Source organism: Pseudomonas sp. 9_2_1, assembly GCF_059295275.1.
Window position 1 is genome coordinate 2,392,198 of sequence record NZ_CM181239.1, and the last position, 21,019, is coordinate 2,413,216.

17 protein-coding genes are annotated in these 21,019 nt (G+C 64.2%); 15 read left to right on the forward strand and 2 right to left on the reverse strand.

Annotated features, from left to right (window positions below; translation table 11 throughout):
• The first annotated feature begins 86 nt into the window (after window positions 1–86).
• From AC5O5I_RS10795 to AC5O5I_RS10845, 11 genes are all read left to right on the forward strand, one after another.
• On the forward strand, window positions 87–1,574 hold the full coding sequence (locus AC5O5I_RS10795) for a BcsE family c-di-GMP-binding protein (RefSeq protein ID WP_494512562.1): 1,488 nt from the start codon (window positions 87–89) through the stop codon (window positions 1,572–1,574).
• Entirely contained in the window at window positions 1,571–1,756 is a 186-nt protein-coding gene (bcsF, locus tag AC5O5I_RS10800; protein WP_172228249.1) for a cellulose biosynthesis protein BcsF, read from the forward strand. Before AC5O5I_RS10795 ends, bcsF begins: the two co-directional genes overlap by 4 nt.
• Window positions 1,749–3,368 (forward strand): cellulose biosynthesis protein BcsG, encoded by a 1,620-nt coding sequence (gene bcsG / locus AC5O5I_RS10805; RefSeq protein WP_494512563.1) that lies wholly within the window; start codon window positions 1,749–1,751, stop codon window positions 3,366–3,368. Before bcsF ends, bcsG begins: the two co-directional genes overlap by 8 nt.
• Window positions 3,365–3,583 (forward strand): cellulose biosynthesis protein BcsR, encoded by a 219-nt coding sequence (gene bcsR / locus AC5O5I_RS10810; protein ID WP_172228245.1) that lies wholly within the window; start codon window positions 3,365–3,367, stop codon window positions 3,581–3,583. Before bcsG ends, bcsR begins: the two co-directional genes overlap by 4 nt.
• Window positions 3,580–4,284 (forward strand): cellulose biosynthesis protein BcsQ, encoded by a 705-nt coding sequence (gene bcsQ / locus AC5O5I_RS10815; protein WP_172228243.1) that lies wholly within the window; start codon window positions 3,580–3,582, stop codon window positions 4,282–4,284. The genes bcsR and bcsQ overlap by 4 nt, the downstream gene beginning before the upstream one ends.
• On the forward strand, window positions 4,281–6,890 hold the full coding sequence (bcsA, locus tag AC5O5I_RS10820) for a UDP-forming cellulose synthase catalytic subunit (RefSeq protein WP_494512564.1): 2,610 nt from the start codon (window positions 4,281–4,283) through the stop codon (window positions 6,888–6,890). Before bcsQ ends, bcsA begins: the two co-directional genes overlap by 4 nt.
• Window positions 6,887–9,169, forward strand: a complete 2,283-nt coding sequence (bcsB, locus tag AC5O5I_RS10825) for a cellulose biosynthesis cyclic di-GMP-binding regulatory protein BcsB (protein WP_494512565.1) — start codon at window positions 6,887–6,889, stop codon at window positions 9,167–9,169. The genes bcsA and bcsB overlap by 4 nt, the downstream gene beginning before the upstream one ends.
• A complete protein-coding gene (gene bcsZ, locus AC5O5I_RS10830; protein ID WP_494512566.1) occupies window positions 9,169–10,284 on the forward strand; it encodes a cellulose synthase complex periplasmic endoglucanase BcsZ in 1,116 nt (371 codons plus the stop codon). The genes bcsB and bcsZ overlap by 1 nt, the downstream gene beginning before the upstream one ends.
• Window positions 10,272–13,790, forward strand: coding sequence for a cellulose synthase complex outer membrane protein BcsC (gene bcsC / locus AC5O5I_RS10835; RefSeq protein WP_494512567.1), 3,519 nt, complete (start codon window positions 10,272–10,274; stop codon window positions 13,788–13,790). The genes bcsZ and bcsC overlap by 13 nt, the downstream gene beginning before the upstream one ends.
• 296 nt (window positions 13,791–14,086) lie before the next feature.
• Window positions 14,087–14,953 carry a 4-hydroxy-tetrahydrodipicolinate synthase gene (gene dapA, locus AC5O5I_RS10840; RefSeq protein ID WP_172225648.1) on the forward strand — a complete coding sequence of 289 codons (867 nt, stop codon included), beginning with the start codon at window positions 14,087–14,089 and terminating at the stop codon, window positions 14,951–14,953.
• A 233-nt stretch (window positions 14,954–15,186) separates the two neighbouring features.
• On the forward strand, window positions 15,187–16,320 hold the full coding sequence (locus tag AC5O5I_RS10845) for a pyridoxal-phosphate-dependent aminotransferase family protein (protein ID WP_172225651.1): 1,134 nt from the start codon (window positions 15,187–15,189) through the stop codon (window positions 16,318–16,320).
• A gap of 156 nt (window positions 16,321–16,476) precedes the next feature.
• Here the strand turns inward: AC5O5I_RS10845 and AC5O5I_RS10850 are convergent, their stop codons facing one another.
• Window positions 16,477–16,953, reverse strand: coding sequence for a nuclear transport factor 2 family protein (locus AC5O5I_RS10850; protein ID WP_172225656.1), 477 nt, complete (start codon window positions 16,951–16,953; stop codon window positions 16,477–16,479).
• 54 nt (window positions 16,954–17,007) lie between these two features.
• Complete coding sequence (locus AC5O5I_RS10855) at window positions 17,008–17,589, reverse strand: TetR/AcrR family transcriptional regulator (RefSeq protein ID WP_494512754.1); 582 nt, start codon at window positions 17,587–17,589, stop codon at window positions 17,008–17,010.
• Window positions 17,590–17,885: 296 nt separating this feature from the next.
• Between AC5O5I_RS10855 and AC5O5I_RS10860 the strand changes: the two genes are divergently transcribed.
• From AC5O5I_RS10860 to AC5O5I_RS10875, 4 genes are all read left to right on the forward strand, one after another.
• A complete protein-coding gene (locus AC5O5I_RS10860; protein ID WP_494512568.1) occupies window positions 17,886–18,380 on the forward strand; it encodes a DUF1543 domain-containing protein in 495 nt (164 codons plus the stop codon).
• A 475-nt stretch (window positions 18,381–18,855) separates the two neighbouring features.
• Window positions 18,856–19,197, forward strand: coding sequence for a hypothetical protein (locus AC5O5I_RS10865; RefSeq protein WP_172225665.1), 342 nt, complete (start codon window positions 18,856–18,858; stop codon window positions 19,195–19,197).
• Between the two features lie 42 nt (window positions 19,198–19,239).
• Window positions 19,240–20,355 carry a hypothetical protein gene (locus AC5O5I_RS10870; protein WP_172285995.1) on the forward strand — a complete coding sequence of 372 codons (1,116 nt, stop codon included), beginning with the start codon at window positions 19,240–19,242 and terminating at the stop codon, window positions 20,353–20,355.
• A 207-nt stretch (window positions 20,356–20,562) separates the two neighbouring features.
• Window positions 20,563–20,871, forward strand: coding sequence for a chorismate mutase (locus AC5O5I_RS10875; protein WP_494512569.1), 309 nt, complete (start codon window positions 20,563–20,565; stop codon window positions 20,869–20,871).
• Window positions 20,872–21,019 lie beyond the last annotated feature (148 nt).

A 21,019-nucleotide genomic window follows, 5' to 3' on the forward strand; every position in this document is an offset into this window, starting at 1 on the left:
GTCATTAAGGCGACAACGGTGTTTGTGTCACATTCCCCAGAAATCCGATTTATTTTTTTTGCAGAGCCAGTGTTTTGACGAATGGAATGCCGTTGTTGGCTATCCCCGGCTTAGGCGCCGAAAGCAGCCAGCTTCATCAACAAGGACTGTATTGGTTAGCTTGCGATGCCGCCGAAGACGCCATTTTGCTCTGCCGCCAGGTAATCGAAGGCATGCCCGATAGTGCACGCGGCGCCTTGATTGCCGATGCGCAAACCTTGGGCGACGTGCTGGCGGTGCTCGACTCAGCCAGTGGCCCGGCCGAGCTGGCGCTGTATGAATCTACCCCGCAGGCCATCTGCAACCTGGCACAGGACCTGCCCCGCCTGGATGCGGGCGAGCGCGTGCTGGTGCTGATGGCGCCGGCTGGCACCTGGGCAGGCGACGACGTCGAGCGCTGGTGCAATGCCCTGCGCCCGGCGTTGCTGGCCGCAGGTGCGCTGTTGCTGGTCATCAGCAGTGGGCAGGGCGCCAGTCTGGTGGCGCACCTGCGCGCATTCAACCAGGCTGTCGACGGCCTGGCGCAGCTGTATCGCGGCAAAGGCGGCGTGCGCTACTTGCAGCATTTCTGGAGCAACCTGCTGGGCAAAGCGGGTACCCGCGACGTGGAACTGGCGCGCCTTCAGGCAGGCTTTGCCGCTGCCCAGGCGCCGCAGGCAGCCGCAGATACCGGTGGCGACGAATTGCAGTACCTGGCCCAGCGCGCGGTACTGGAAGGTGCACCGGCCTTCTCCGAACACTGGGTGGTGTGTGAAGGCCCTGACGACCTTGGTGCCAAGGCCAGCCGGGCGGTTTCCGCCACGGTGATCTTCGCCATGGACGCCGGTCAACGGCTGGACAGCCTGGCGCGGCAGTTGCACCGGTTACGCCAGCTGCGCGGCAATGCCCTGAAGCTGGTGGTGCGCGAAATGGCGCCCACCCTGCGCTATCAGGACGAACAGCTGCTGCTGGGCTGCGGCGCCAGCCAGATCGTGCCGTTTGGTGCCAGCCTTTCGCGCTTCCTGACCATGGTCGAGAGCATCCAGGGCTACGTCTGGCGCCGGCGCTTGCCCGGCGACTTTGACGCCTTGCTGGCACGCTTGCGGCCGTTGGCCATTTGCGGGCTGGTCGCGCCACGCGCATTTGCCGAAGCCGTGCAGAGCATGTGGCACGGCGTGCGAAACGGCGAGATCGTCCACCAGCTGCTGGTGCTGCGCCCGGCCCCGGGCCTGAGCCCGCTGCAGGCCTGCTCGCGCGCCGTATTCCGCCGTGATGGCGATATCGCCTGCGTGGTCGGTGAAGTGCTGTTCCTGTTCCTGTTTGCCTGCCGCTCCGAAGGCGTCGAACAGGCGCTTGACCACATCTTCCAGTTGTCGTGCAAAGAGCTGTTCATCAGCCAGGAGGTGCTGGCCGGCATCGACAGCCTCGCCACCCCGGCGTTTCTCGATGAGCGCTTGCCACGGCCACCGCGCGACGATGCGGCGCAGCTGCCTGCACAGGCACGGCCAGCCCTGTTGCCACGTCGGGTCGGCCTGGGCAAGTGGGGTGCAGCGTGAACTTTGCACAACTGTTGCAGGTGTCGGGCATCAGCGCATTGGTCACGTTGGCCCTGGCCCTGCTGGTGCTGCGCCTGCAGCGGGCAGTGCGCCGCTGGCTGCGCCGTCGCCTGTCCCCCCGTTACCTGAAACCGCTGGGCGTGCGCCACCGCGCCGCACGCCAGGAACCCCGCAATGACTAATACTTCAGCCTCCCTCCCGGTGCTGGCCCGATGGCCTGGACTGGGAGGGTGGAACTTCTATTTCCTGGCCAAGTTCCTGCTGGTCAGCCTCGGCATGCTCGACTTCCAGGCATTGCCCAACCTGCTGTTTGCCGCGTTTCTGCTGATCCCCCTGGCGGGCAAGTGGCTGCGTGTTGCCCGGCAATTGGCGGCCGTGCCCATCGGTATTGCGTTGTTCTATCAGGACACTTGGTTGCCGCCGTTCAGCCGCCTGCTGGCGCAGCCGGGGGTGCTCGATTTCTCCTGGGAGTACTTGCTGGAGCTGATCGGCCGCTTCGTCAACTGGAACCTGATGGGCGCACTGGCGTTGTTGCTGGTGGGTTACCTGTACCTGCGTCACTGGCTGCGCCTGAGTACCTTGAGCCTGCTAGGGCTGGCGTGGCTGGCTGTCGGCGGCTTGCCGTCGCTGGGGTTCAGCGCGGGCCCGGCGCCAGGCGCCGAGGTTGCCAGCGCCGCCGGCCAGGTACAGGGCGGGGCAGTGGCCGACAATGCCAGCCTCGACAACTGGCTTGAGCGCTTCTTCGCCAGTGAGCGGGAGCGGGTGACGGCGTTCCCGGCGATCAAGGCCGATGAACAGCCCTTCGACTTGCTGGTGATCAATATCTGCTCGCTGGCCTGGGATGACCTGTCAGCGGTCGGGCTGCGGGACAACCCGTTGTTCTCGCGCCTGGACGTGGTATTCGACCAGTTCAATTCGGCCACGTCCTACAGCGGGCCCGCCGCGATCCGCGTGCTGCGTGCCAGCTGTGGCCAGTCGTCCCATGCCGGCCTGTACCAGCCCGCAGCCGAGCAGTGCCTGCTGTTCGAGAACCTGGCCAAGCTTGGTTTCCAGAGCAATACCTTGCTCAACCACAGCGGCCGTTTCGACAACTTCATCGGCGACATCAGCCAGCAGAACATGCCACAACCGGGCCTGCGCAACACCGACTTCCCGCGGGCACTGGTCGGCTTCGACGGCTCGCCCATCGCCAGCGACCTGGACGTGCTGCGCCGTTGGTGGGGGCAGCGCAAGGGGGCTTCGGCCGAGCATGTGTCGCTGTTCTACAACAGCATCAGCCTGCACGACGGCAACCGCATCGTTACCGCCGACGGCGGCACCCGCGTGGCCGATTACGCCACCCGGGCCAATCGGCTGTTCGGCGAGCTGGGCAGCTTCCTCGATGAACTGGAGCGCAGTGGCCGGCGGGTGGTGGTGGCGATTGTGCCGGAGCACGGCGCTGCGCTGCACGGGGACCGCATGCAGCTGTCGGGCATGCGCGAGATCCCCACACCATCGATTACCCATGTACCGGTGGGGCTGAAGTTCATCGGCATGGGGCAGCCTGCCCGCAGCGAGCCGCTGCGGGTGACGGCGCCCACCAGCTACCTGGCGTTGTCCGAACTGATCTCGCGGGTGTATGCGGGCCTGGGGCAGCAGCAGGCGCTGGATGTGCCCAGCCTGCTGAGCGACCTGCCGGCCACCGAGCAGGTCGCCGAAACCTCCGGCGCACAGGTTGTGAACTACCAGGGGCGCGCCTACATGCGCCTGCAAGGCCAGGCCGACTGGCAGCCCATTCCCAAGGAGCGCCCATGATCACTGGCACAGCAGACCCCTCCGAGCGTAGCGACGACATCGCCCAGCTGCGCCAGCACCTGGGCATGCCCGACCTGAACTACCAGGATATCTCCCTGTTGGTGGGTGTTCAGCAGGCCCTGCAGCGCTGGCCGTTACTCGGTGAAAGCTGCCGCGCCGGCGCCCAGGGCACACTGTACGCAGCGGCGCCGCCGCGTGAGGCGGTGTCGTCATGACCAGCCTGGCATTGCACGGTGTACGCGGCGGCCTGGGCCGCAGCGCGTTGCTGGCCGCATTGGGCTATGCGCTGCATGGCGTGGGGGAGCGGGTGCTGCTGGTCGACCTGTGCCCCAGCAACCTGCTGGGTCTGCACTTCAACCTGCCCCTCGACACGTGTGAAGGCTGGGCGCTGGCCGAGCGGCAAGGGCGGCCGTTCGGCGACGCCGTGTACCAGGTGCTCGACGGCCTGTGCCTGTTGCCGTTCGGCAATCTGTCTGCTGGCGCGCCGCCGCCTGTGCTGGACGCGGATGCATGGCGCGTGCGCCAGGCAGAGCTGGCCGGACATTTCGACTGGGTGCTGTTCGACCTGCCGCAGTTGCCGGGCGATGGCGCTAGCGGGGTCAAAACCGATGTGCGTGTGCTGGTCGCCGAAGCTGAAATGGCCAGCCACCTGCTGCTTGGGCGGCGACCGGTCGAGCACTATGACCTGTTGCTGGTCAACCGCTACGACCCCGCCAGCCGCTTGCAAAGCGACTTGCTGATGGTTTGGCGCGACCTGTTCCGTGATCGCCTGCCGCTGCAGGTGGTGCACCGCGACGAGGCGTTTCTCGAAGCCTTGGCGTGCAAGGCCCCGCTGGGCCATTACGCGCCGCAGAGCCTGGCCTGCCGGGATGTGCAGAGCCTGGCGGTGCGTTGCCTGACGAGGCGCCAGTCGTGACATTGATGCCATTGTCGGCCTACGCCTGGTTCAATGCCCGCGGCGCGCGCCGAGCGGTCGCCTGGCTGTTCACCCTTGGGGTGTGGCTGGCGTATCTGTTCCTGCGTCTGGAATCGCCCGCCTGGCAGGCGCTGCTGGCTGAGCGCAAGCGACTGTACCCGCAGCTGGCGGGCAAGCGCCCGAGCCTGGGCGACCCGCTGCGGCTGCTGATTCAAAGCCTGTGGCTGCTGCTGCGGCGTCAGCCGCAGCCACGCCAGCCTGGCGCCGCACGCCGCGCTCTGGGCGCCTTGCGGGCGCAACTGCGGCGCATGCGGCAAGCGGCAAACCACTGCCGGAGCCTGCTGATTGCCAGCCTGCAGCAAGTCCCCGCACGTTACCGTGCCAGTGCCTTCAGGCACGGCGCCTCGGTACGCCTGCGCAACCTCAGCGTGCTCGCCCGCCGGGCGTTCTACGGCGTGCTGACATTGTGCGCCGTCAGCCTGGCCTTGCTGTGCGTGACCGAGCCCTTCGGCTACCTGGCGCAACTGGTGTTCATCTGCCTGTTGCTGGGCATCGCCATGCTGGTGCGGCACATGCCGGGCCGCTTCCCGACATTGATGCTGATCGTGCTGTCGACCATCATCTCCTGCCGCTATCTGTGGTGGCGCTACACCGCGACCCTGAACTGGAACGACAGCACCGACCTGGTGTGCGGGGTGATCCTGCTGGCGGCCGAGACCTACTCATGGTTCGTGCTGATCCTGGGCTACATCCAGACCAGCTGGCCGTTGCAGCGCAAGCCGGCGAGCCTGCCGGCCAACCCGCAGCATTGGCCGACGGTGGACCTGATGATCCCCACCTACAACGAAGACTTGTCGGTGGTACGCACCACGGTGCTGGCGGCCCTGGGCCTGGACTGGCCACGTGAATGCCTGCGCATCTACATTCTTGACGATGGCCGCCGCGAAGCCTTTCGCGCGTTCGCCGACGAGGTCGGGGTGGGCTATATCGTGCGGCCAGACAGCAGGCACGCCAAGGCCGGCAACCTCAACCACGCGCTGGGCGTGACGGACAGCGAGCTGATTGCCATCTTCGACTGTGACCATGTGCCGGTGCGTTCCTTCCTGCAGATGACGGTGGGCTGGTTTCTCAAGGACCCGAAGCTGGCGCTGGTGCAGACGCCACACCACTTCTTCTCGCCCGACCCGTTCGAGCGCAACCTGGGCTCGTTCCGCCGTCGCCCCAACGAAGGGGAGCTGTTCTACGGGCTGATCCAGGACGGCAACGACATGTGGAACGCGGCGTTTTTCTGCGGTTCGTGTGCGGTGCTCCGGCGTACCGCGCTGGAGAGCATCGGCGGCTTCGCCGTCGAGACTGTCACCGAAGATGCCCATACCGCTTTGCGCATGCACCGTCAGGGGTGGTCGTCGGCCTACCTGAGCCTGCCGCAGGCGGCCGGCCTGGCTACCGAGAGCCTGTCGGCGCACATTGGCCAGCGTATTCGCTGGGCCCGCGGCATGGTGCAGATATTCCGCACCGACAACCCGCTGTTCGGGCGTGGGCTGAGCCTGTTCCAGCGGGTGTGCTATGCCAACGCGATGCTGCACTTCCTGGCCGGCCTGCCGCGGCTGGTGTTCCTCACGGCGCCGCTGGCGTTCCTGTTGCTGCATGCCTACATCATCTACGCACCGGCGCTGATGATCCTGCTGTACGTGCTGCCGCACATGATCCACGCCAGCCTGACCAACTCGCGCATGCAGGGTAAATACCGGCAGACTTTCTGGGGCGAGGTGTACGAGACCGTGCTGGCCTGGTACATCGCACGCCCCACCACGGTGGCGCTGTTCGCGCCGAAGAAGGGCACGTTCAACGTTACTGCCAAGGGCGGCCTGATGGAGCAGGAACAGTTCGACTGGCGTATCGCCCAGCCTTACCTGTGGCTCGCGGTGCTCAACGTGGCCGGCCTGGGTTTTGCCGTGTGGCGCCTGTTCACTGGCCCGTCGGCAGAAATCGGCACGGTGATCGTCAGCTCGCTGTGGGTGGTCTACAACCTGCTGATCATCGGCGCCGCAGTCGCCGTGGCCGCCGAAGTGCGCCAGGTGCGCCGCGCTCACCGGGTACAGATGCAGCTGCCGGCGGCGCTGGTATTGGGCACTGGGCATGCCTTCCCCTGCACCCTGGTCGACTATTCCGATGGCGGCGTGGGCCTGCAGTTGCACCCGGGCCTGGTGCTGAAACCCGGGGAGCGGGTGCGGCTGCTGCTTAACCGCGGCCAGCGCGAGTTTGCCTTCCAGGCCTGTGTCACCCGTACCGTCGGGCAGCACGCGGGCCTGGTGTTCCACGACCTCAGCCCGCAACAGCGCATCGACCTGGTGCACTGCACCTTTGCCCGGGCCGATGCCTGGCTTGGCTGGGGCGCGCAGCATGAGGTCGACCGACCGCTGCGCAGCCTGATCGATGTGCTCAAGCTGGGCGGGGTCGGCTACCTGCGCCTGATCGAACACATGCCGCCCTGGGCGCGTGCATGGCTACGCCCGCTGCGCAGCCTGGGGCACTGGCTGGCCAGCTACAGGCCACGTACACCCGCGCCTGTCCTTCCCATGAACCTTGTTGACCGAGACGCATGATGACTCGTTATCCCTTGCGTACCTGGGGCCTGGCGCTGGCGCTGTGCGCCGCCTTGTCCCAGCCCGCTGTTGCTGCCAGCGCAGCGCCGCTTGCCGAGCCAGGTGTACCCACGGTACCGAACTGGCCGGTTGCGAAAACCTTCGAGCAGCTCGGGCATGCGTCCGACAGCCTGCTGTTGGGGGTGCGCAACAGCGAGCAGATCGAGTTTGGCGTGCGTCGCGACCGCCTGGCCACCGATGCCACCTTGCAGCTGGACTACACACCCTCACCAGCCCTGTTGCCGAACCTGTCGCACCTGCGCGTCTACCTGAATGACGAGCTGATGGGGGTGGTGCCGGTGGAAAAAGACCAGCTCGGCCAGCGCGTACGCCGCCAGCTGCCGCTGGACCCCAAGCTGCTCAGCGACTTCAACCGGGTGCGCCTGGAGTTCGTCGGGCATTACACCGACATTTGCGAAGACCCGGCGCACAGCGGCCTGTGGCTGAACCTGAACCGCAAGAGCCAGGTGCAGCTGCATGAACAGGCACTGGCGCTGGACAACGACCTGGCGTATTTCCCGCTGCCGTTCTTCGACCCGCGCGACACCGGCAAGGTTGTGCTTCCAGTGGTGTTCAGTGGCTCGCCGAGCCTGGAGCAGCAGCGCGCCGCAGCGATCCTGGTGTCCTATTTCGGCAGCCAGGCCGGTTGGCGCAAGGCAACTTTCCCGGTGCTGTACAACCGCCTGCCGGCCCGTGGCGAGCAACCCACGCCCAGTATCGTGTTTGCCAGCAATGACCGGCGCCCGGGCTTCCTTGCCGACCTGCAGCAGTTCCCTCCGGTCGACGGCCCGGTGTTGCAGCTGATCGACCACCCCGACGACCGCTTCAGCAAAGTGCTGCTGGTGCTGGGCCGCAACGACGAAGACCTGGTCGAGGCAGCCTCGGCGCTGGCGGTGGGCAACAACCTGTTCCGCGGTGCCCGGGTGCAAGTGGAGCAGATGGCCGCGCTGCAACCGCGCCAGCCCTACGACGCACCGAACTGGACGCGCACCGACCGGCCGGTACGTTTCGCCGAGCTGCTCGACTACCCTGGGCAGTTGCAGGTCAGCGGCCTGCAGCCGCACCCGGTGACGCTGCAACTGAACTTGCCGCCCGACCTTTTCGTCTGGCGTAACCAGGGCATTCCACTGCGTACCTTGTATCGCTACACGGCACCGGCAGTGACCGACGAATCGCGGCTGAGCATCAGCGTCAACGACCAGTACATCACCAGCATGCCGCTGGTGGGCAATGACCGGCGCGGTGGCACGCTGGAGGAAATGCGCCTGGCGGTGCTGTCGGGTGACAACACGGCACTGACCGAAAAGTCGCTGGTCCCGGCGTTGAAGATCGGCGACCGCAACCGCCTGCGCTTCGACTTCAGCTTCGCCAGCACCCTGGGCAGCGCCCAGCGCGATCGTTGCCAGACCTCGCTGCCGGTGGACGTGCGTGCGGCGATCGATGAAAACTCGACCATCGACCTGTCCGGTTACCACCACTACATCGCCATGCCCGACCTGCGCGCATTCGCCCGCAGCGGCTTCCCGTTCAGCCGCATGGCCGACCTTTCCGAAACCCTGGTCATGGTGCCGGCCAAGCCCACGCCAATGCAGGTGGGCACCTTGCTCGACACAGTGGCCGGCCTGGCCGGGCAGATCGGTTACCCGGCACTGGGCCTGAAGCTTGCAGATGACTGGCAACAGGCGGCAGCGGTCGATGCCGACTTGCTGCTGATCGGCAACCTGCCGCAGGGCCTGAGTGACGCGCCCAACCTCGGCCTGCTGCTCAGCGCCCAGCGTGACTGGCTGCTGCAAGGCCGCAGCACCGGGTTGCCTGGCAGCCAGCGTTTCGATACCGCAGGCGTTCCTGCCAGCAGCCGCGTGGCGGTGAGTGCGCAGGCGCCGATCGCCGCCATCACCGGCTTGCAGTCGCCATTCCACCCACAGCGCAGCGTGGTTGCACTGCTGGCCAGCAGCGACAGCGACTATGCGTTGTTGCGTGATGTGCTTGGCGACGTCGGCAAGCTCGACGCCGTGGCCGGTTCGGTGAGCCTGGTGCGCAGCAGCGGCGTGACCAGCCAGTTCGTTGGCGAGCACTATTTTGTCGGCGCCTTGCCCTGGTGGCTGTTGTTGTGGTTCCACTTGTCCGAGCACCCGGTGCTGCTGGCGGCGATCGCTGCCGTGAGTGTGGTGCTGTTCGCCTTCCTGCTGTGGCGGGCACTGCGTTGGGCTGGCCGACGTCGGTTGGGTGAGGCGGCCTGATGATGCGACCATTGCTGACAGGGCTGGTCGCCCTGGGCCTGCCTGTTTTCGCCAATGCCGGGGCGGCCTGCTCGTGGCCTGCCTGGGAGCACTTCAAGGCCGAACTGGTGAGCGTGGATGGCCGGGTCATCGACCCGAGTGACGCGCGCCTGATCAGCACTTCGGAAGGGCAGAGCTATGCGCTGTTCTTTGCCCTGGTCGGCAATGACCGTCCGGGCTTCGCCAAGCTGCTGCGCTGGACCAGCAACAACCTGGCCGAGGGCGACCTGGCCCGGCATCTGCCGGCCTGGTTGTGGGGGCGCAATGGCCAGCGCCAGTGGCAGGTGCTGGACACCAACAATGCCAGTGACGCCGACCTGTGGATTGCCTACAGCCTGCTCGAAGCCGGGCGGTTATGGGACGAACCGGCCTATGCGCAACTGGGGCAGCGGCTGTTGTGGCGCATCGCCGCGCAGACCGTACGAAAACTACCGGGCCTGGGCGTGATGCTGTTGCCGGGTGACTACGGCTTCGAGGATGCCAGCGGCAGCCGCCTGAACCCGAGCTATCTGCCGCTGCAACTGCTCGACCGCTTCAGCCTGGTGGACCCGTTGTGGGGCGAGCTGGCGGCCAACAGTCGACGTGTGTGGCTGGCTTCTTCACCCAAAGGCTTTGCCCCGGACTGGCTGTTGTGGACCCCGGCCGGTGAACCGGCATCCGACCCGCAACACGGCAACGCCGGTGACTATGACGCTATCCGCGTGTACCTGTGGGTCGGCATGCTGGCCGAGGACGCGGCGCAGCGGACCGAGCTGCTGGCCCACTATGCGCCGATGGCGGCATTGACCCACAGTCAGGGGCGCCCACCCGAGCGCGTGGATGCGCGCAGCGGCGCCGCCACCGGGCATGGCCCGGCGGGCTTTTCGGCAGCGTTGCTGCCACTGCTGGCAGCGTCGCCCGAGCACGCGGCGGCGTTGGCGCAGCAGCGCCAGCGCCTGGCCGAACAACCGGTCGAGCCCAAGGCCTACTACAGCCAGGTGCTGGCGCTGTTCGGCCAGGGCTATGACCAAGGCCGTTATCGCTTTGCCGCCGACGGCCGCCTGTTGCCCGCCTGGAGCCCGTCATGCAGCGAGTAATCGGCGTGCTGATGCTGGCGGCGATCAGCTGCCAGGCCCTCGGCCAACCGAAGGATGCCAGCGAGCAGCGCCAGTGGCTGCTGGAGCAGGTTCGCCGCGGCGAAGCGCTGCACCGTGACGACCTGGTGCGCGATGCGCTCGGCCGTCTGCAGTTGCTGGAACCGCGCAACCCCGATGTGCTGCTGGCGGCCTTGGGCCTGGCGCTACGCGAAAAGAACAGCGCCCAGGCTGAACAGTTACAGGCCAGGCTCAGCGCCTTGGCGCCCGGCAGCCTGCAGGCTCGCCAGGCCACACGCCTGCTCCAGCTGCAGCAGCCCGAAGCGGCGCGGCACTTGCAGCAAGCGCGGCTGCTGGCCGTTACCGGGCGCAATGCAGAGGCGCTGGCAGCGTACGAGCAGTTGTTCGCAGGCGAGCCACCCAGCCTGGAGCTGGCGCTGGACTACTGGCGGGTGCGCGGCAACCTGCCAGGCCAGCGCCCGGCGGCGATCAGGCAGTTGCAGCAACTGGACCGCCAGTATCCCGGCAACGCCGGGTTGCGCCAGACCCTGGCCGGCTGGCTGTTTGCCGAAAAGCGTGACCGCGAAGCGCTGACCCTGCTCGATGAGCTGGCCCGCGACCCCAACGCGCGGGATGCTGCTGCCCAGCGCGAGTTCGACTACCTGGCTGGGCAGTCGGTCAGCACTGCCAGCGCAGCGGCCTGGCAAGCCTTCCTCCAGCGCTACCCGGCCTCGCCACTGCTGGCGCAGGCCGGCCAGACCTTGCAACAGCAGCGCACGTTGCTGGCCGACCCGGCTTGGCAGGCGGGCCAGCGTGGCAAGGCGTTGGTCGACAAGGGGCGCAACGCCGAAGCCGAAGCGCAGCTGCGCCGGGCGCTGCGCCAGTACCCGGATGACGCCAGCCTGCACGGTGCACTAGGTTACGCGCTGATGCGTCAGGGCCGCTATGAAGACGCCCATGCAGCGTTCCGCGCGGCCAGCGCGAAGGAGCAGGACACCTATTCGATCAGCCAGTGGAAGGACCTGGAGTCGTCCAGCCAGTACTGGGCACTGCTGAACAAGGGCGAGCGGGCATTGCAGGCGCAGGATTTGCCCGGCGCACACGCGTTTTACCTGCAGGCGCGTCAGCAGCGGCCAAAGGATGAATACGCATTCCTGGGCCTGGCGGATGTTGCGCTGGCCGAGGGCAACGCCGCTGCCGCCGAGCGGCAGTTCCTGCAGGTACGGCGCATGGCGCCGGACAACGAAAGCGCCGTGCGCGGCTTGATGCGCGTGTACCAGGCACAGTCACCCGACAAGGCGCAGGCGTACCTGGACAGCCTGCCACCACGCCAGCAAGTGCAGTTCGCCAGCCTGCGTCGCAACCTGCAGCTCGCGCGGTTGAGGCAGCAAGGGGAAGCAGCCTTGCAGCGCGAAGACTGGGCCACCGCCAGCCAGGCCCTGGCCCAGGCTGCGAGCTTGGCCCCCGATGAGCCCTGGCTGGTCTACCAGTTGGCCAACAGCCTGCGTCAGCAGGGGCGCAGCGCCGAGGCCGATGCGGCTTTCGCCAGGCTGGTCCGGCAGCAGCCTGGCGACCCGGCCACGCGCTACGCCCATGGCCTGTTCCTGGAGTCCAGCGACCGCGATGCCCTGGCCCTCGATAGCCTCGCGGCGGTGCCGCCGGCAGCCTGGAACGCTGACATGCACGCGCTGCAGCAGCGTATCCAGCGGCGCCTGACCCTGGCCTCGGCGCAGCAGTTGCAGGCACAGGGCCGCGGTGCCGAGGCCACAACCCTGCTCGAAGCCGGCCTGGCGCGGGGTGAGGGCGGCCCCGACGACCTGATGCTGTTGGCCGACTGGGCAGCCGCGCGCGGGGAACCAGGGAAGGCGCGCGACTATTACTGGCGAGTGCTTGCCGTGCAACCCGGGCGACCCGAAGCGCGTCTTGGGGTGATCGAAAGCGCGGTGGCCGAAGGCAATCTGGCACAGGCCCGGCACATGCTGGGGGTGCAGGTGCCCCGGTTGGCCGCCGATGACAACAACGGCCAGCGGCGCCTGGCAGCGGTCTGGGTTGCCCTGGGCGAACACGACCAGGCGGCCAGGCAGCTTGATCAGCTTGCCGCGCAGTCGCCTCGCCCCGACCCACTGCTGCGACGCGATGCAGCGCGCCTGGTAGCGCAGGCCGACCCGCAGCGGGCGCTGGACCTGTATGCCGCAGCGATGGCCGATGCACAGCTGCTGGATCGTGCTGGCGCAGCGCCGCGGGATGACCAGGCACTGACGCTTGCCAGCCGTGAGCAAGCCAGCGACGACTGGCTGGCGCGCAGCCTGCGCAGTGATGTGGATGCGTTGTACCGCCAGCGCAACACCCACGTGACCCTGATGCACGACTACGGCTGGCGCGAGGATGACGGTACTCCGGGCACGTCGCAACTGAGCACCCACTCGACCTTGCTGCATGTGGATACCCCCTGGCAGGACGGCACCGCCTTTGCGCGGGTCGAGCGCATCGGCATGGATGCGGGCGCGTTCGAGCAGAACGCGCAGGGGCGCTACACCCCGGATTTCGGCAGTTGCCAGTTTGTCGGCAGCAGCGCTGACGGCAAGGCGCTGCCCGCCTGCGAGGGCGGTTCGCAAAGCGCTGACGGCAGTGTCCTGGCGCTGGGTTGGCAGGGCAGCCGTTGGGCGCTCGACCTGGGCACCACCCAGGGCTACGCGATCAACAACTGGCTGGGGGGCGCGAAGCTCAACGGCGACCTCGGCCAGGTCGGCTGGTCGCTGACCGCTTCGCGGCGGCCCATGAGCAACTCGCTGCTGTCGTTCGCCGGCGCCCGTGACCGCCCGACAGGTGTGCGCTGGGGCGGGGTCACGGCCAACGGCGCCACGCTCGGCCTGAGCTGGGACCAGGGCGGCGACAACGGGGTCTGGGCCAGCCTTGGGCACCATTGGCTGTACGGCCAAAACGTTGCTGACAACCAACGCACGCGGGCCATGGCCGGTTATTACCACCGCGTGGTGGAAAAGGCCGACGAGCGCGTGCGTGTCGGCCTGACGCTGATGCACTGGCGCCACGACAAGGACCTGGGCGGCTACAGCCTGGGGCAGGGCGGCTACTACAGCCCGCAGCGCTATACCTCGGTGGGTGTGCCGGTCAGCTATGCCTGGCGCAACTACGACTGGTCACTGTTGCTGGAAGGGTCCGTCAGCTGGTCCCAGGCCCACAGTGCCAGCAGCCGGCTGTACCCGGACGTACACCTCAACCGCAAGGTGCTGGCGCAGTATGCTGTCGACTCCAACCTCGACGCCATGACTGAAGCCAGTGACAGCAGCGGCTTGGGCTATCGCCTGCGCGGCCTGTTCAAACGGCGCCTGAGTGACCATTGGGTGCTGGGCGGCGGTTTCGACTGGCAGCACAGCGATGACTATGCGCCCAGCCATGGCATGCTTTACCTGCGCTACCTGTTCGAGCCGTGGCGCGGCAACCTGGCGCTGCCGGTGACACCGCTGGAGCCCTATAGCGAGTGGCGGTGATTGACTGGAAGGTTGACACCGGGCACACCGCCCCACCATTATCCAGCCATACCCACGCAACGGGCTTTCCAGCATGTCCATGACCAACCACGCCATTTCCGCTTCGGGCTTTATCGCCCAGGCAGACGCGTGCGTTGCCGTTGCCAAGAAATCCAAGAAACAGCCGCTCATCTGACCGAGGCGCGCTGTCTCGTCAGGTGGGCTGACGAGACAGAAGGCGCCAGGTATCCCTGCCAGACCACTTCCTCTCTTCGCCCTGCTGACGCTGACTATCGGTCAACATCAGGAGTTTTTGCATGTCGAATTTCCGTGGTATCTGGATCGCCCTGGTCACGCCATTGCGCGGCAATGAAGTCGACTTTGTCGCGCTGGAAAAGCTGGTGAACAAGCTGCTCGAAGACGGCGTCTCCGGTTTTGTGGTGTGCGGTACCACGGGGGAAGCGGCCGCGCTGTCCAAGGCCGAGCAGCTGGCCGTGCTGGATGCCGTGCTGGCCTGGGTGGAGCCGGGCAGGGTGGTGATGGGCCTGTCGGGGTACAACCTGGGTGAACTGCTGGCCTTCCAGGCGCAAATCCAGCAGCGCCAGATCGGCGGGCTGCTGGTGCCCGCACCGTGCTACATCCGCCCGTCGCAAGCCGGCATCGAGGGCTTTTTCAACACGGTGGCGGATGCCGCCAGCGTACCGCTGATCGTCTACGACATCCCTTACCGCACCGGCGTGCGCATCGAGCGGGAAACCTTGCGCCGTATCGTGCGCCACCCGCGCATTGCCGCCGTCAAGGATTGCAGCGGCGACAGCGAAACCACCCTGGCCCTGATCGAGGACGGCCACGCCCAGGTGCTGGCTGGCGAAGACCTGCAGATCTTCAACAACCTGTGCCTGGGCGGTGCAGGGGCCATTTCGGCTTCGGCGCAGGTGCGCGCAGACCTGTATGTACGCATGCTGCAGCAGGTCGAAGGTGGCAACTGGCTGGCCGCGCGCGGCACGTTCTATCAGATTCTGCCGTGGATCAGGCTGGCCTTCGCCGAGCCCAATCCGGCGGTGATCAAGGCGGCCTTGCACCTGCAAGACTTGATCAGTGACGAGCTGCGCGAGCCCATGCAGGCCTGCACGCCATTCACCCGGGGCAAGCTGCAGGCCGTGCTGGATTCGCTCGGTGCTTGAAGCGACCAGGGCAGGCAACGCCGCTTCTACAGGCATGGCCACGTTGCAACAAATGAGCAGCCTTGTGCTGCGAAGCGCCGCGCGGGCGGCGCCCGGTCTCATAGGCGCTGCATTTCTTGCGGCCAGCACTCGTCAGCCCTGATGCGCCCCAAAGCCAGCCCCGATCAATCTTGTCATTTGCCCAAGCTTAGGGCAGGGTCCTTAACACGGACATCTCTGCCAAGGAGTCACCCATGTCAAAGCTCTATCCCAGTATTGACCCTGAGGGGCTGGTCGAGTACTCGGTGGTCTACACCGACCGCTCGCTCAACCACATGTCGCAGGCATTTCAAGGCGTGATGAAGAACATCTCCACGACCCTGAAACAGGTCTACAACGCCCAGGCTGTTGCGGTAGTGCCGGGCAGCGGTACATTTGGCATGGAAGCGGTGGCGCGGCAGTTTGCCACCGGCCAGCAATGCCTGGTGATCCGCAACGGCTGGTTCAGCTATCGCTGGAGCCAGATCCTCGAAACGGGCAACATCCCGGCGGCCACCACCGTACTTAAAGCCCGGCCGGTCGAAAGCGGTCGCCAGGCTGCCTATGCGCCACCCCCGCTGGACGAAGTGCTGGCGGCCATTCAGGCGCACCGGCCGCAAATTGTCTTCGCCCCCCACGTTGAAACCTCATCCGGGATCATCCTGCCCGACGCTTACCTGCGCGCTGTCGGCGATGCCGTGCACGCGGTGGGGGGCTTGTTCGTGCTCGACTGCATCGCCTCGGGAACCGTCTGGGTCGATATGCACAAGTGCGCAGTCGACCTGCTGATCAGCGCACCCCAGAAAGGCTGGAGCGCATCCCCTTGCTGCGCCCTGGTGATGCTCAGTACCTTGGCTGTCGAGCGCATCGGGCATACGCAAAGCAGCAGCTTTGCCTGCGACCTGAAAAAGTGGCTGCAGATCATGCAGGCCTATGAACAGGGCGGGCATGCCTACCACGCCACAATGCCCAGCGATTCTCTGGCACGGTTCAACGAAGTGATGAACGAGATGCAGGCCTACGGGTTCGACAAGCTGCGCAGCGAACAACAGCTGCTGGGCGACCGGGTGCGCGCCATGTTGACCGGCAAAGGCATCAACAGTGTCGCCGCCGCCGGCTTCCAGGCCCCGGGCGTGGTGGTCAGCTACACCGATGATGCCGACATCAAGAGCGGTAGGAAATTTGTCGAGCATGGCCTGCAGATAGCGGCGGGTGTGCCGTTGCAGTGTGATGAGCCGGCCGATTTCCAGACCTTCCGCATCGGGCTGTTCGGCCTCGAAAAGCTGCACAACATCGAGCGTACGGTCAGCACCCTTGAGCAGGCTCTGGACGAAGTGATGGCGCCTTAGGCTGTTCACCATCTTTGGGATCAAGCGCCGCACGGGCGGCGCTTGATCTCACGTGCGCTGAGCCTTGCACGGCGGCAACTAGAAACGGTTGCGCACCGATTACGTTCCCCGGCAAGACCTGATCCTTTGCGTAAACAGCATCAGGTCCAGCATGCCTTACAGCCCCAGTTCAGTCAGGCCTGGGTGATCGTCTGGTCGGCGACCCAGTGGCCAGTGGAACTTGCGCTCGCTTTCCTTGATAGGCATATCGTTGATGCAGGCGAACCGGCGGTGCATCAAGCCATCCGCTTCGAATTCCCAGTTTTCATTGCCATAGGAGCGGAACCAGTTACCCGAATCGTCGTGCCACTCGTAGGCGTAACGGACGGCGATGCGGTTGTCGGTGAAGGCCCAGAGCTCTTTGATCAGCCGGTAGTCCAGCTCTTTCTTCCACTTGCGAGTGAGGAATGCCTGGGCCTCTTCGCGATTGGTGGCAAACTCGGCGCGGTTACGCCATTGGGTATCCAGCGTGTAGGCGAGCGCAACTTTTTCGGGAGCGCGGGAATTCCAACCATCCTCAGCAAGTCGGACTTTTTCAATCGCTGATTCGCGAGTGAAGGGAGGAAGTGGCGGGCGAGCTTGTTCGTTGGGCATGAGGGTGCCTCCAATCATGTGGATCGTTCAGTGGAGTTAGCATTTCGTGCAACTTCAAGCGCGTGTGCGCTGTACTTCTTTTTTAAGCAAAATTTCGGCGACTTCTTTCGCGCTATCGAGCGCGGTATAGTCGCCCATTATGCGGGCCACGGTTATCGTGCCCTCTATAAGCACGAACAATTGCCTGGCCAGAACAATCGGATCTGTGACGCCTAAATCGCTGGTCAGTTCGAGGGTATAGTCAAGCAGCTTTTGTTTATGCAGCTTTGCGATCTGTCGAATGGGATCGTTTGCGTCGCCAATCTCCCCGGCGGTGTTGATGAAAGCACATCCGCGAAAACCGTCAGACTCAAACCAACGCTTGAGCACATCAAAAATGCCCAGGACACGTTGTTGTGGAGTGTGCGCTTTCTCGCATTCGCTGCGAAACCACTGCATCCAGCGTACATCGCGTGCATTGAGCGCCGCTGCCGCTACATCGTCTTTATTCGCAAAATAGCGATAAATACTTTTACGTGCTACACCCGAGGTCTTTACGAGGAGGTCCATGCCAGTGGCGTGAATCCCGTTTTCGTAAATCAGCTTCTCGGCAGTAGCCAGAATTTTTTCGCGTGTATCGGTCATTGGCTTATCCATGTGGCTAAGGTAGAACGATCGTTCTCCCTGGTCAAGCATTTGTTGAAATCTTGGCGGCTCAGGCACCCGAAAGGTTGCCAGTATCCCTGAAAGCCAGGCCTATCAAGCCATCCTCTTTCTACCAACCCTGCAGTAAACGCCTATACCACCGTCATCTTTGACAAAGTGACCTGGGCCCCCGGTTCGCAAATAGTCGGCCAGCACGGCTCCCGCACGTGCGGCGCTGGCCTGGAGGTTGGTGATAAAGTTGCCGGAGCCGGATGGTCTGGTAATGAATACGGTGACGGGGGTATCGAATGCTTTTCGTTGTGCTGCTAGGCGGTAAACATCCGCGGGCAAAAATAGAGGTGCACGACGTCGCTTTCGTCGTGGCCGATACGCTGGAGCAAGCCTACCCGCAGCTGCGTGACAGCTGGTTCGGCAGCCCCAAGGGCATGCACATCGACGCGTGGATGGCCATCGAGGGTGTCGAGGGCTGGCGCGTGGAATTCAGCACCTTGGCGCCATTGCCGGATGCGCCTCGCCTTTACTTCATCAACCTGGGTGGCTACGAGTCACAGACTTTCGGCGAAGCGCATCATTATCTGTTGGTCGTGGCCAGGGACAAGCGTGAGGCCAAGGCAAAAGGCAAGCGGCAGATCCTGCCGCATTGGGCTCAAGCCCACACCGATGCGGTGCTGGATGTTGATGACTGTTTGCCAATCGATCAGGTCGGTGGGCGATATGTGCACCTGGTCGAAGGGCCACATGCCGGGATCGTGCAGCGCAACGCTTACATCGTGCTTACCTAGGCTGGGCACCTGGGCACCTGGGCACCTGGGCACCTGGGCACCTGGGCACCTGGGCGAGTGGGGATCCTCGCTGGCTGGTCGCGCGGTGAGATTGGCCTAGACCAACATGGCCGCACGACGCTTCACTTTGTTTGGGGATGGTTATCAGGTGCGACGGGTGGGGGCGAGTCTAGTTACGTCGAGCTTGCCGAATAGCTAGCCTATTGCAGAAGCAGCGATTCTCGAACGTTTGCAATGGGTCGATGCCGGTCAAAATTCTCTTCAAGGGAGTGTGAATTGTGCGGGCGGTCTGGAGCTATCTTCAGCATGCAGATATTTTCAACAATTGCTGCGCTGCACTTTATTTTGCCGTCAAGCAAAAAGGGTGGCAGCTGGACGTAGGTCGACGGACCGAGACTCCATGGCCGGCTCTGCTAGGATGACTCGCTCACCAGAACTTGAGCTACAGACGATCAACCACTAAAAGGAATTTCCATTGATCAAGCAATGTGTACTCGGTCTTGCAATCGCATCGATACTAACAGGCTGCGGCGAGGACAGAGAGAAGACCGCCCGCACCAAAATCGGCGCAATCAGCGTAGCGTTCGATGCCCGCCCGCAAGGCACCCCAAACGCCAGCGGTACCAGAACGCTGACCCGGCAAACCATCAACCAGTGCGTCGAACACCTGACCAAAACCAAGGCTGACTTCGACGTCATCCGCAAGGACTATGCCGACACCCAGGCAGTGCAGTCGATGGAGACCAAAGCGCTGTATGGAAAGGTGCGCGGCCAGCTGGCGACTTGTCAGCAGACGAAGGCTAAGTTGGACTATTGAGAGCTGACGCAACTCACTCAAAGGAATTGAGGACCGGATGCCATGAACGACATCAACAATGTGCAACGTTTGTATTCCATGGAAGGCGCAGCCCACCTGTACTCCAGCGACCCTGCAATACTCACCCCCGCAGATCTCTACAATGTGAAGCACGAGCCCGCACACCTTGCGGCGCTGCAGAACTGCAACATCTACCTCATCGTCCGCCGCCCCCGGGTGTACCTGCAGCCGGAGAGTTTCAGCCTCAGCGGCCGGACCGTAACCGGCAACTTCCTGGTTCGCCGTGCGCAGGGCATGGTGGCGGTTCCATTTGTCTACGAAATTCCAAAAAGCTCCATCCCCGCAGATGTGCCGATCGTGGATGTCGCGATCGCGGTAAATGGCGCTGCGATGGTTGCTATCACACCCTGTGGCAAGCAGATGATGTCGGCTAGCGTGATCATCGCCGCATCGGAACATGAGCTTGCCGATGAAGACACCGCGATGGAGGTGCTTTACGTGGGGCAGGGGATTGGCCGAACCCGTGCGCGCACGGCGCTGGACAGGCTGCAATGCCACAGCACCCTGCAGAGGATCCTTGCCGACACGCTCACCAACTTCTACGAGCATGAGGTTTTGCTGTTGCTGTATCGCTTCGAGCACGGGCGCACTGTGGTCAGCAATGGCGGCGATTTCAACGTCGATGCCCAGGCGGACGACCACGCCGACCTGGCACACTTCAAGCGCTTGCAGGGCGTGCGTCTGAAGCGCCATGAAGTTGTGTCGCTGGTCGAAGCGGGCCTTATCAATTACTTCAAGCCCTACTACAACAGTTTGCTCAAGGCGACGAGCTTCTCGGCGAAAAACAAGCTGAAGGTTCTCAGGCAATTGATGGCCAAGGGGCCGACCGGGTTGATTGTGGAGCTGTCGACCGTGAACCTGCGTTCGCGCATCGGCACGCTCCATGCCATACCGGTTGACCTTGCAGCTGCCTATCCGCCCGAGGTGCTTGATGGGCGCAACATTGATGATGAGCAAACGCGTGAGCGGTGGCGGGAAGAACTGAGAAGGGTCGCGCATACCCACATCGCAAAGTTTGCCCTGACCACAGCCGATGAGCGAGAGACTTTCATGCATGGGACGGTTTTTCTGGGGGATAGCGAGCGGGTTATGCTGTGAGCCGATGCTTCCGCCGATTGCTGCCTGATGCGGTTAGGCGCACGCATGGAACAGCCAAAGTGACGTTGTGATAGTCATTGACACGTGCGTTCAACGATGCCTTGGTTCCACTTAACTCACGGCCACCAGAGGCTACGATAGAGCCCCGAATCACCATCAACTGCCTGCTTCAATCAATCGCAGGCTTATGATAAGGAAGTCAAGAAAATGGATGTACTTTGCACCTCTCTGGACGAAGTCCGCCAAGGCATCGATGACATAGACCGCAGCCTCGTTTCGCTTCTCGCCAAACGGGGAAGGCTCGTCACGCAAGCGGCGGCCTTCAAGAAAACCTCCGATGATGTACGTGCGCCTGCACGGGTTGAGCAAGTAATAAGGAAGGTTCGTGAAATGGCTGACGAAACCGGTGCCTCTGCTGAGGTCGTGGAGCAGGTCTACCGGGCGATGATTTCGGCATTCATCACTGAAGAACTGAGCACTCATGCGAAGCTGACCAACGAACCTTCAGCACCTTGATCACAACGCGGGGCTCATCGGAAGCCCCGCCGCTTTTGCTCGCCCACTAGCCCATTTATCAGTCGTGGCCGCTGGTACAGCATGACTTTGCCCAGTAAGCCTGCATGCTGGAATATTTTTTTATTTCCGGTCACGTACGTACAGTTCG

Coding starts and splice junctions, on each gene's coding strand:
- AC5O5I_RS10795 (WP_494512562.1), top strand. CDS start 87: ATGCCGTTGTTGGCTATCCCCGGCTTAGGCGCCGAAAGCAGCCAGCTT.
- bcsG (WP_494512563.1), top strand. CDS start 1,749: ATGACTAATACTTCAGCCTCCCTCCCGGTGCTGGCCCGATGGCCTGGA.
- bcsR (WP_172228245.1), top strand. CDS start 3,365: ATGATCACTGGCACAGCAGACCCCTCCGAGCGTAGCGACGACATCGCC.
- bcsQ (WP_172228243.1), top strand. CDS start 3,580: ATGACCAGCCTGGCATTGCACGGTGTACGCGGCGGCCTGGGCCGCAGC.
- bcsB (WP_494512565.1), top strand. CDS start 6,887: ATGATGACTCGTTATCCCTTGCGTACCTGGGGCCTGGCGCTGGCGCTG.
- bcsZ (WP_494512566.1), top strand. CDS start 9,169: ATGATGCGACCATTGCTGACAGGGCTGGTCGCCCTGGGCCTGCCTGTT.
- bcsC (WP_494512567.1), top strand. CDS start 10,272: ATGCAGCGAGTAATCGGCGTGCTGATGCTGGCGGCGATCAGCTGCCAG.
- dapA (WP_172225648.1), top strand. CDS start 14,087: ATGTCGAATTTCCGTGGTATCTGGATCGCCCTGGTCACGCCATTGCGC.
- AC5O5I_RS10845 (WP_172225651.1), top strand. CDS start 15,187: ATGTCAAAGCTCTATCCCAGTATTGACCCTGAGGGGCTGGTCGAGTAC.
- AC5O5I_RS10850 (WP_172225656.1), bottom strand. CDS start 16,953: ATGCCCAACGAACAAGCTCGCCCGCCACTTCCTCCCTTCACTCGCGAA.
- AC5O5I_RS10855 (WP_494512754.1), bottom strand. CDS start 17,589: ATGGATAAGCCAATGACCGATACACGCGAAAAAATTCTGGCTACTGCC.
- AC5O5I_RS10860 (WP_494512568.1), top strand. CDS start 17,886: ATGCTTTTCGTTGTGCTGCTAGGCGGTAAACATCCGCGGGCAAAAATA.
- AC5O5I_RS10870 (WP_172285995.1), top strand. CDS start 19,240: ATGAACGACATCAACAATGTGCAACGTTTGTATTCCATGGAAGGCGCA.
- AC5O5I_RS10875 (WP_494512569.1), top strand. CDS start 20,563: ATGGATGTACTTTGCACCTCTCTGGACGAAGTCCGCCAAGGCATCGAT.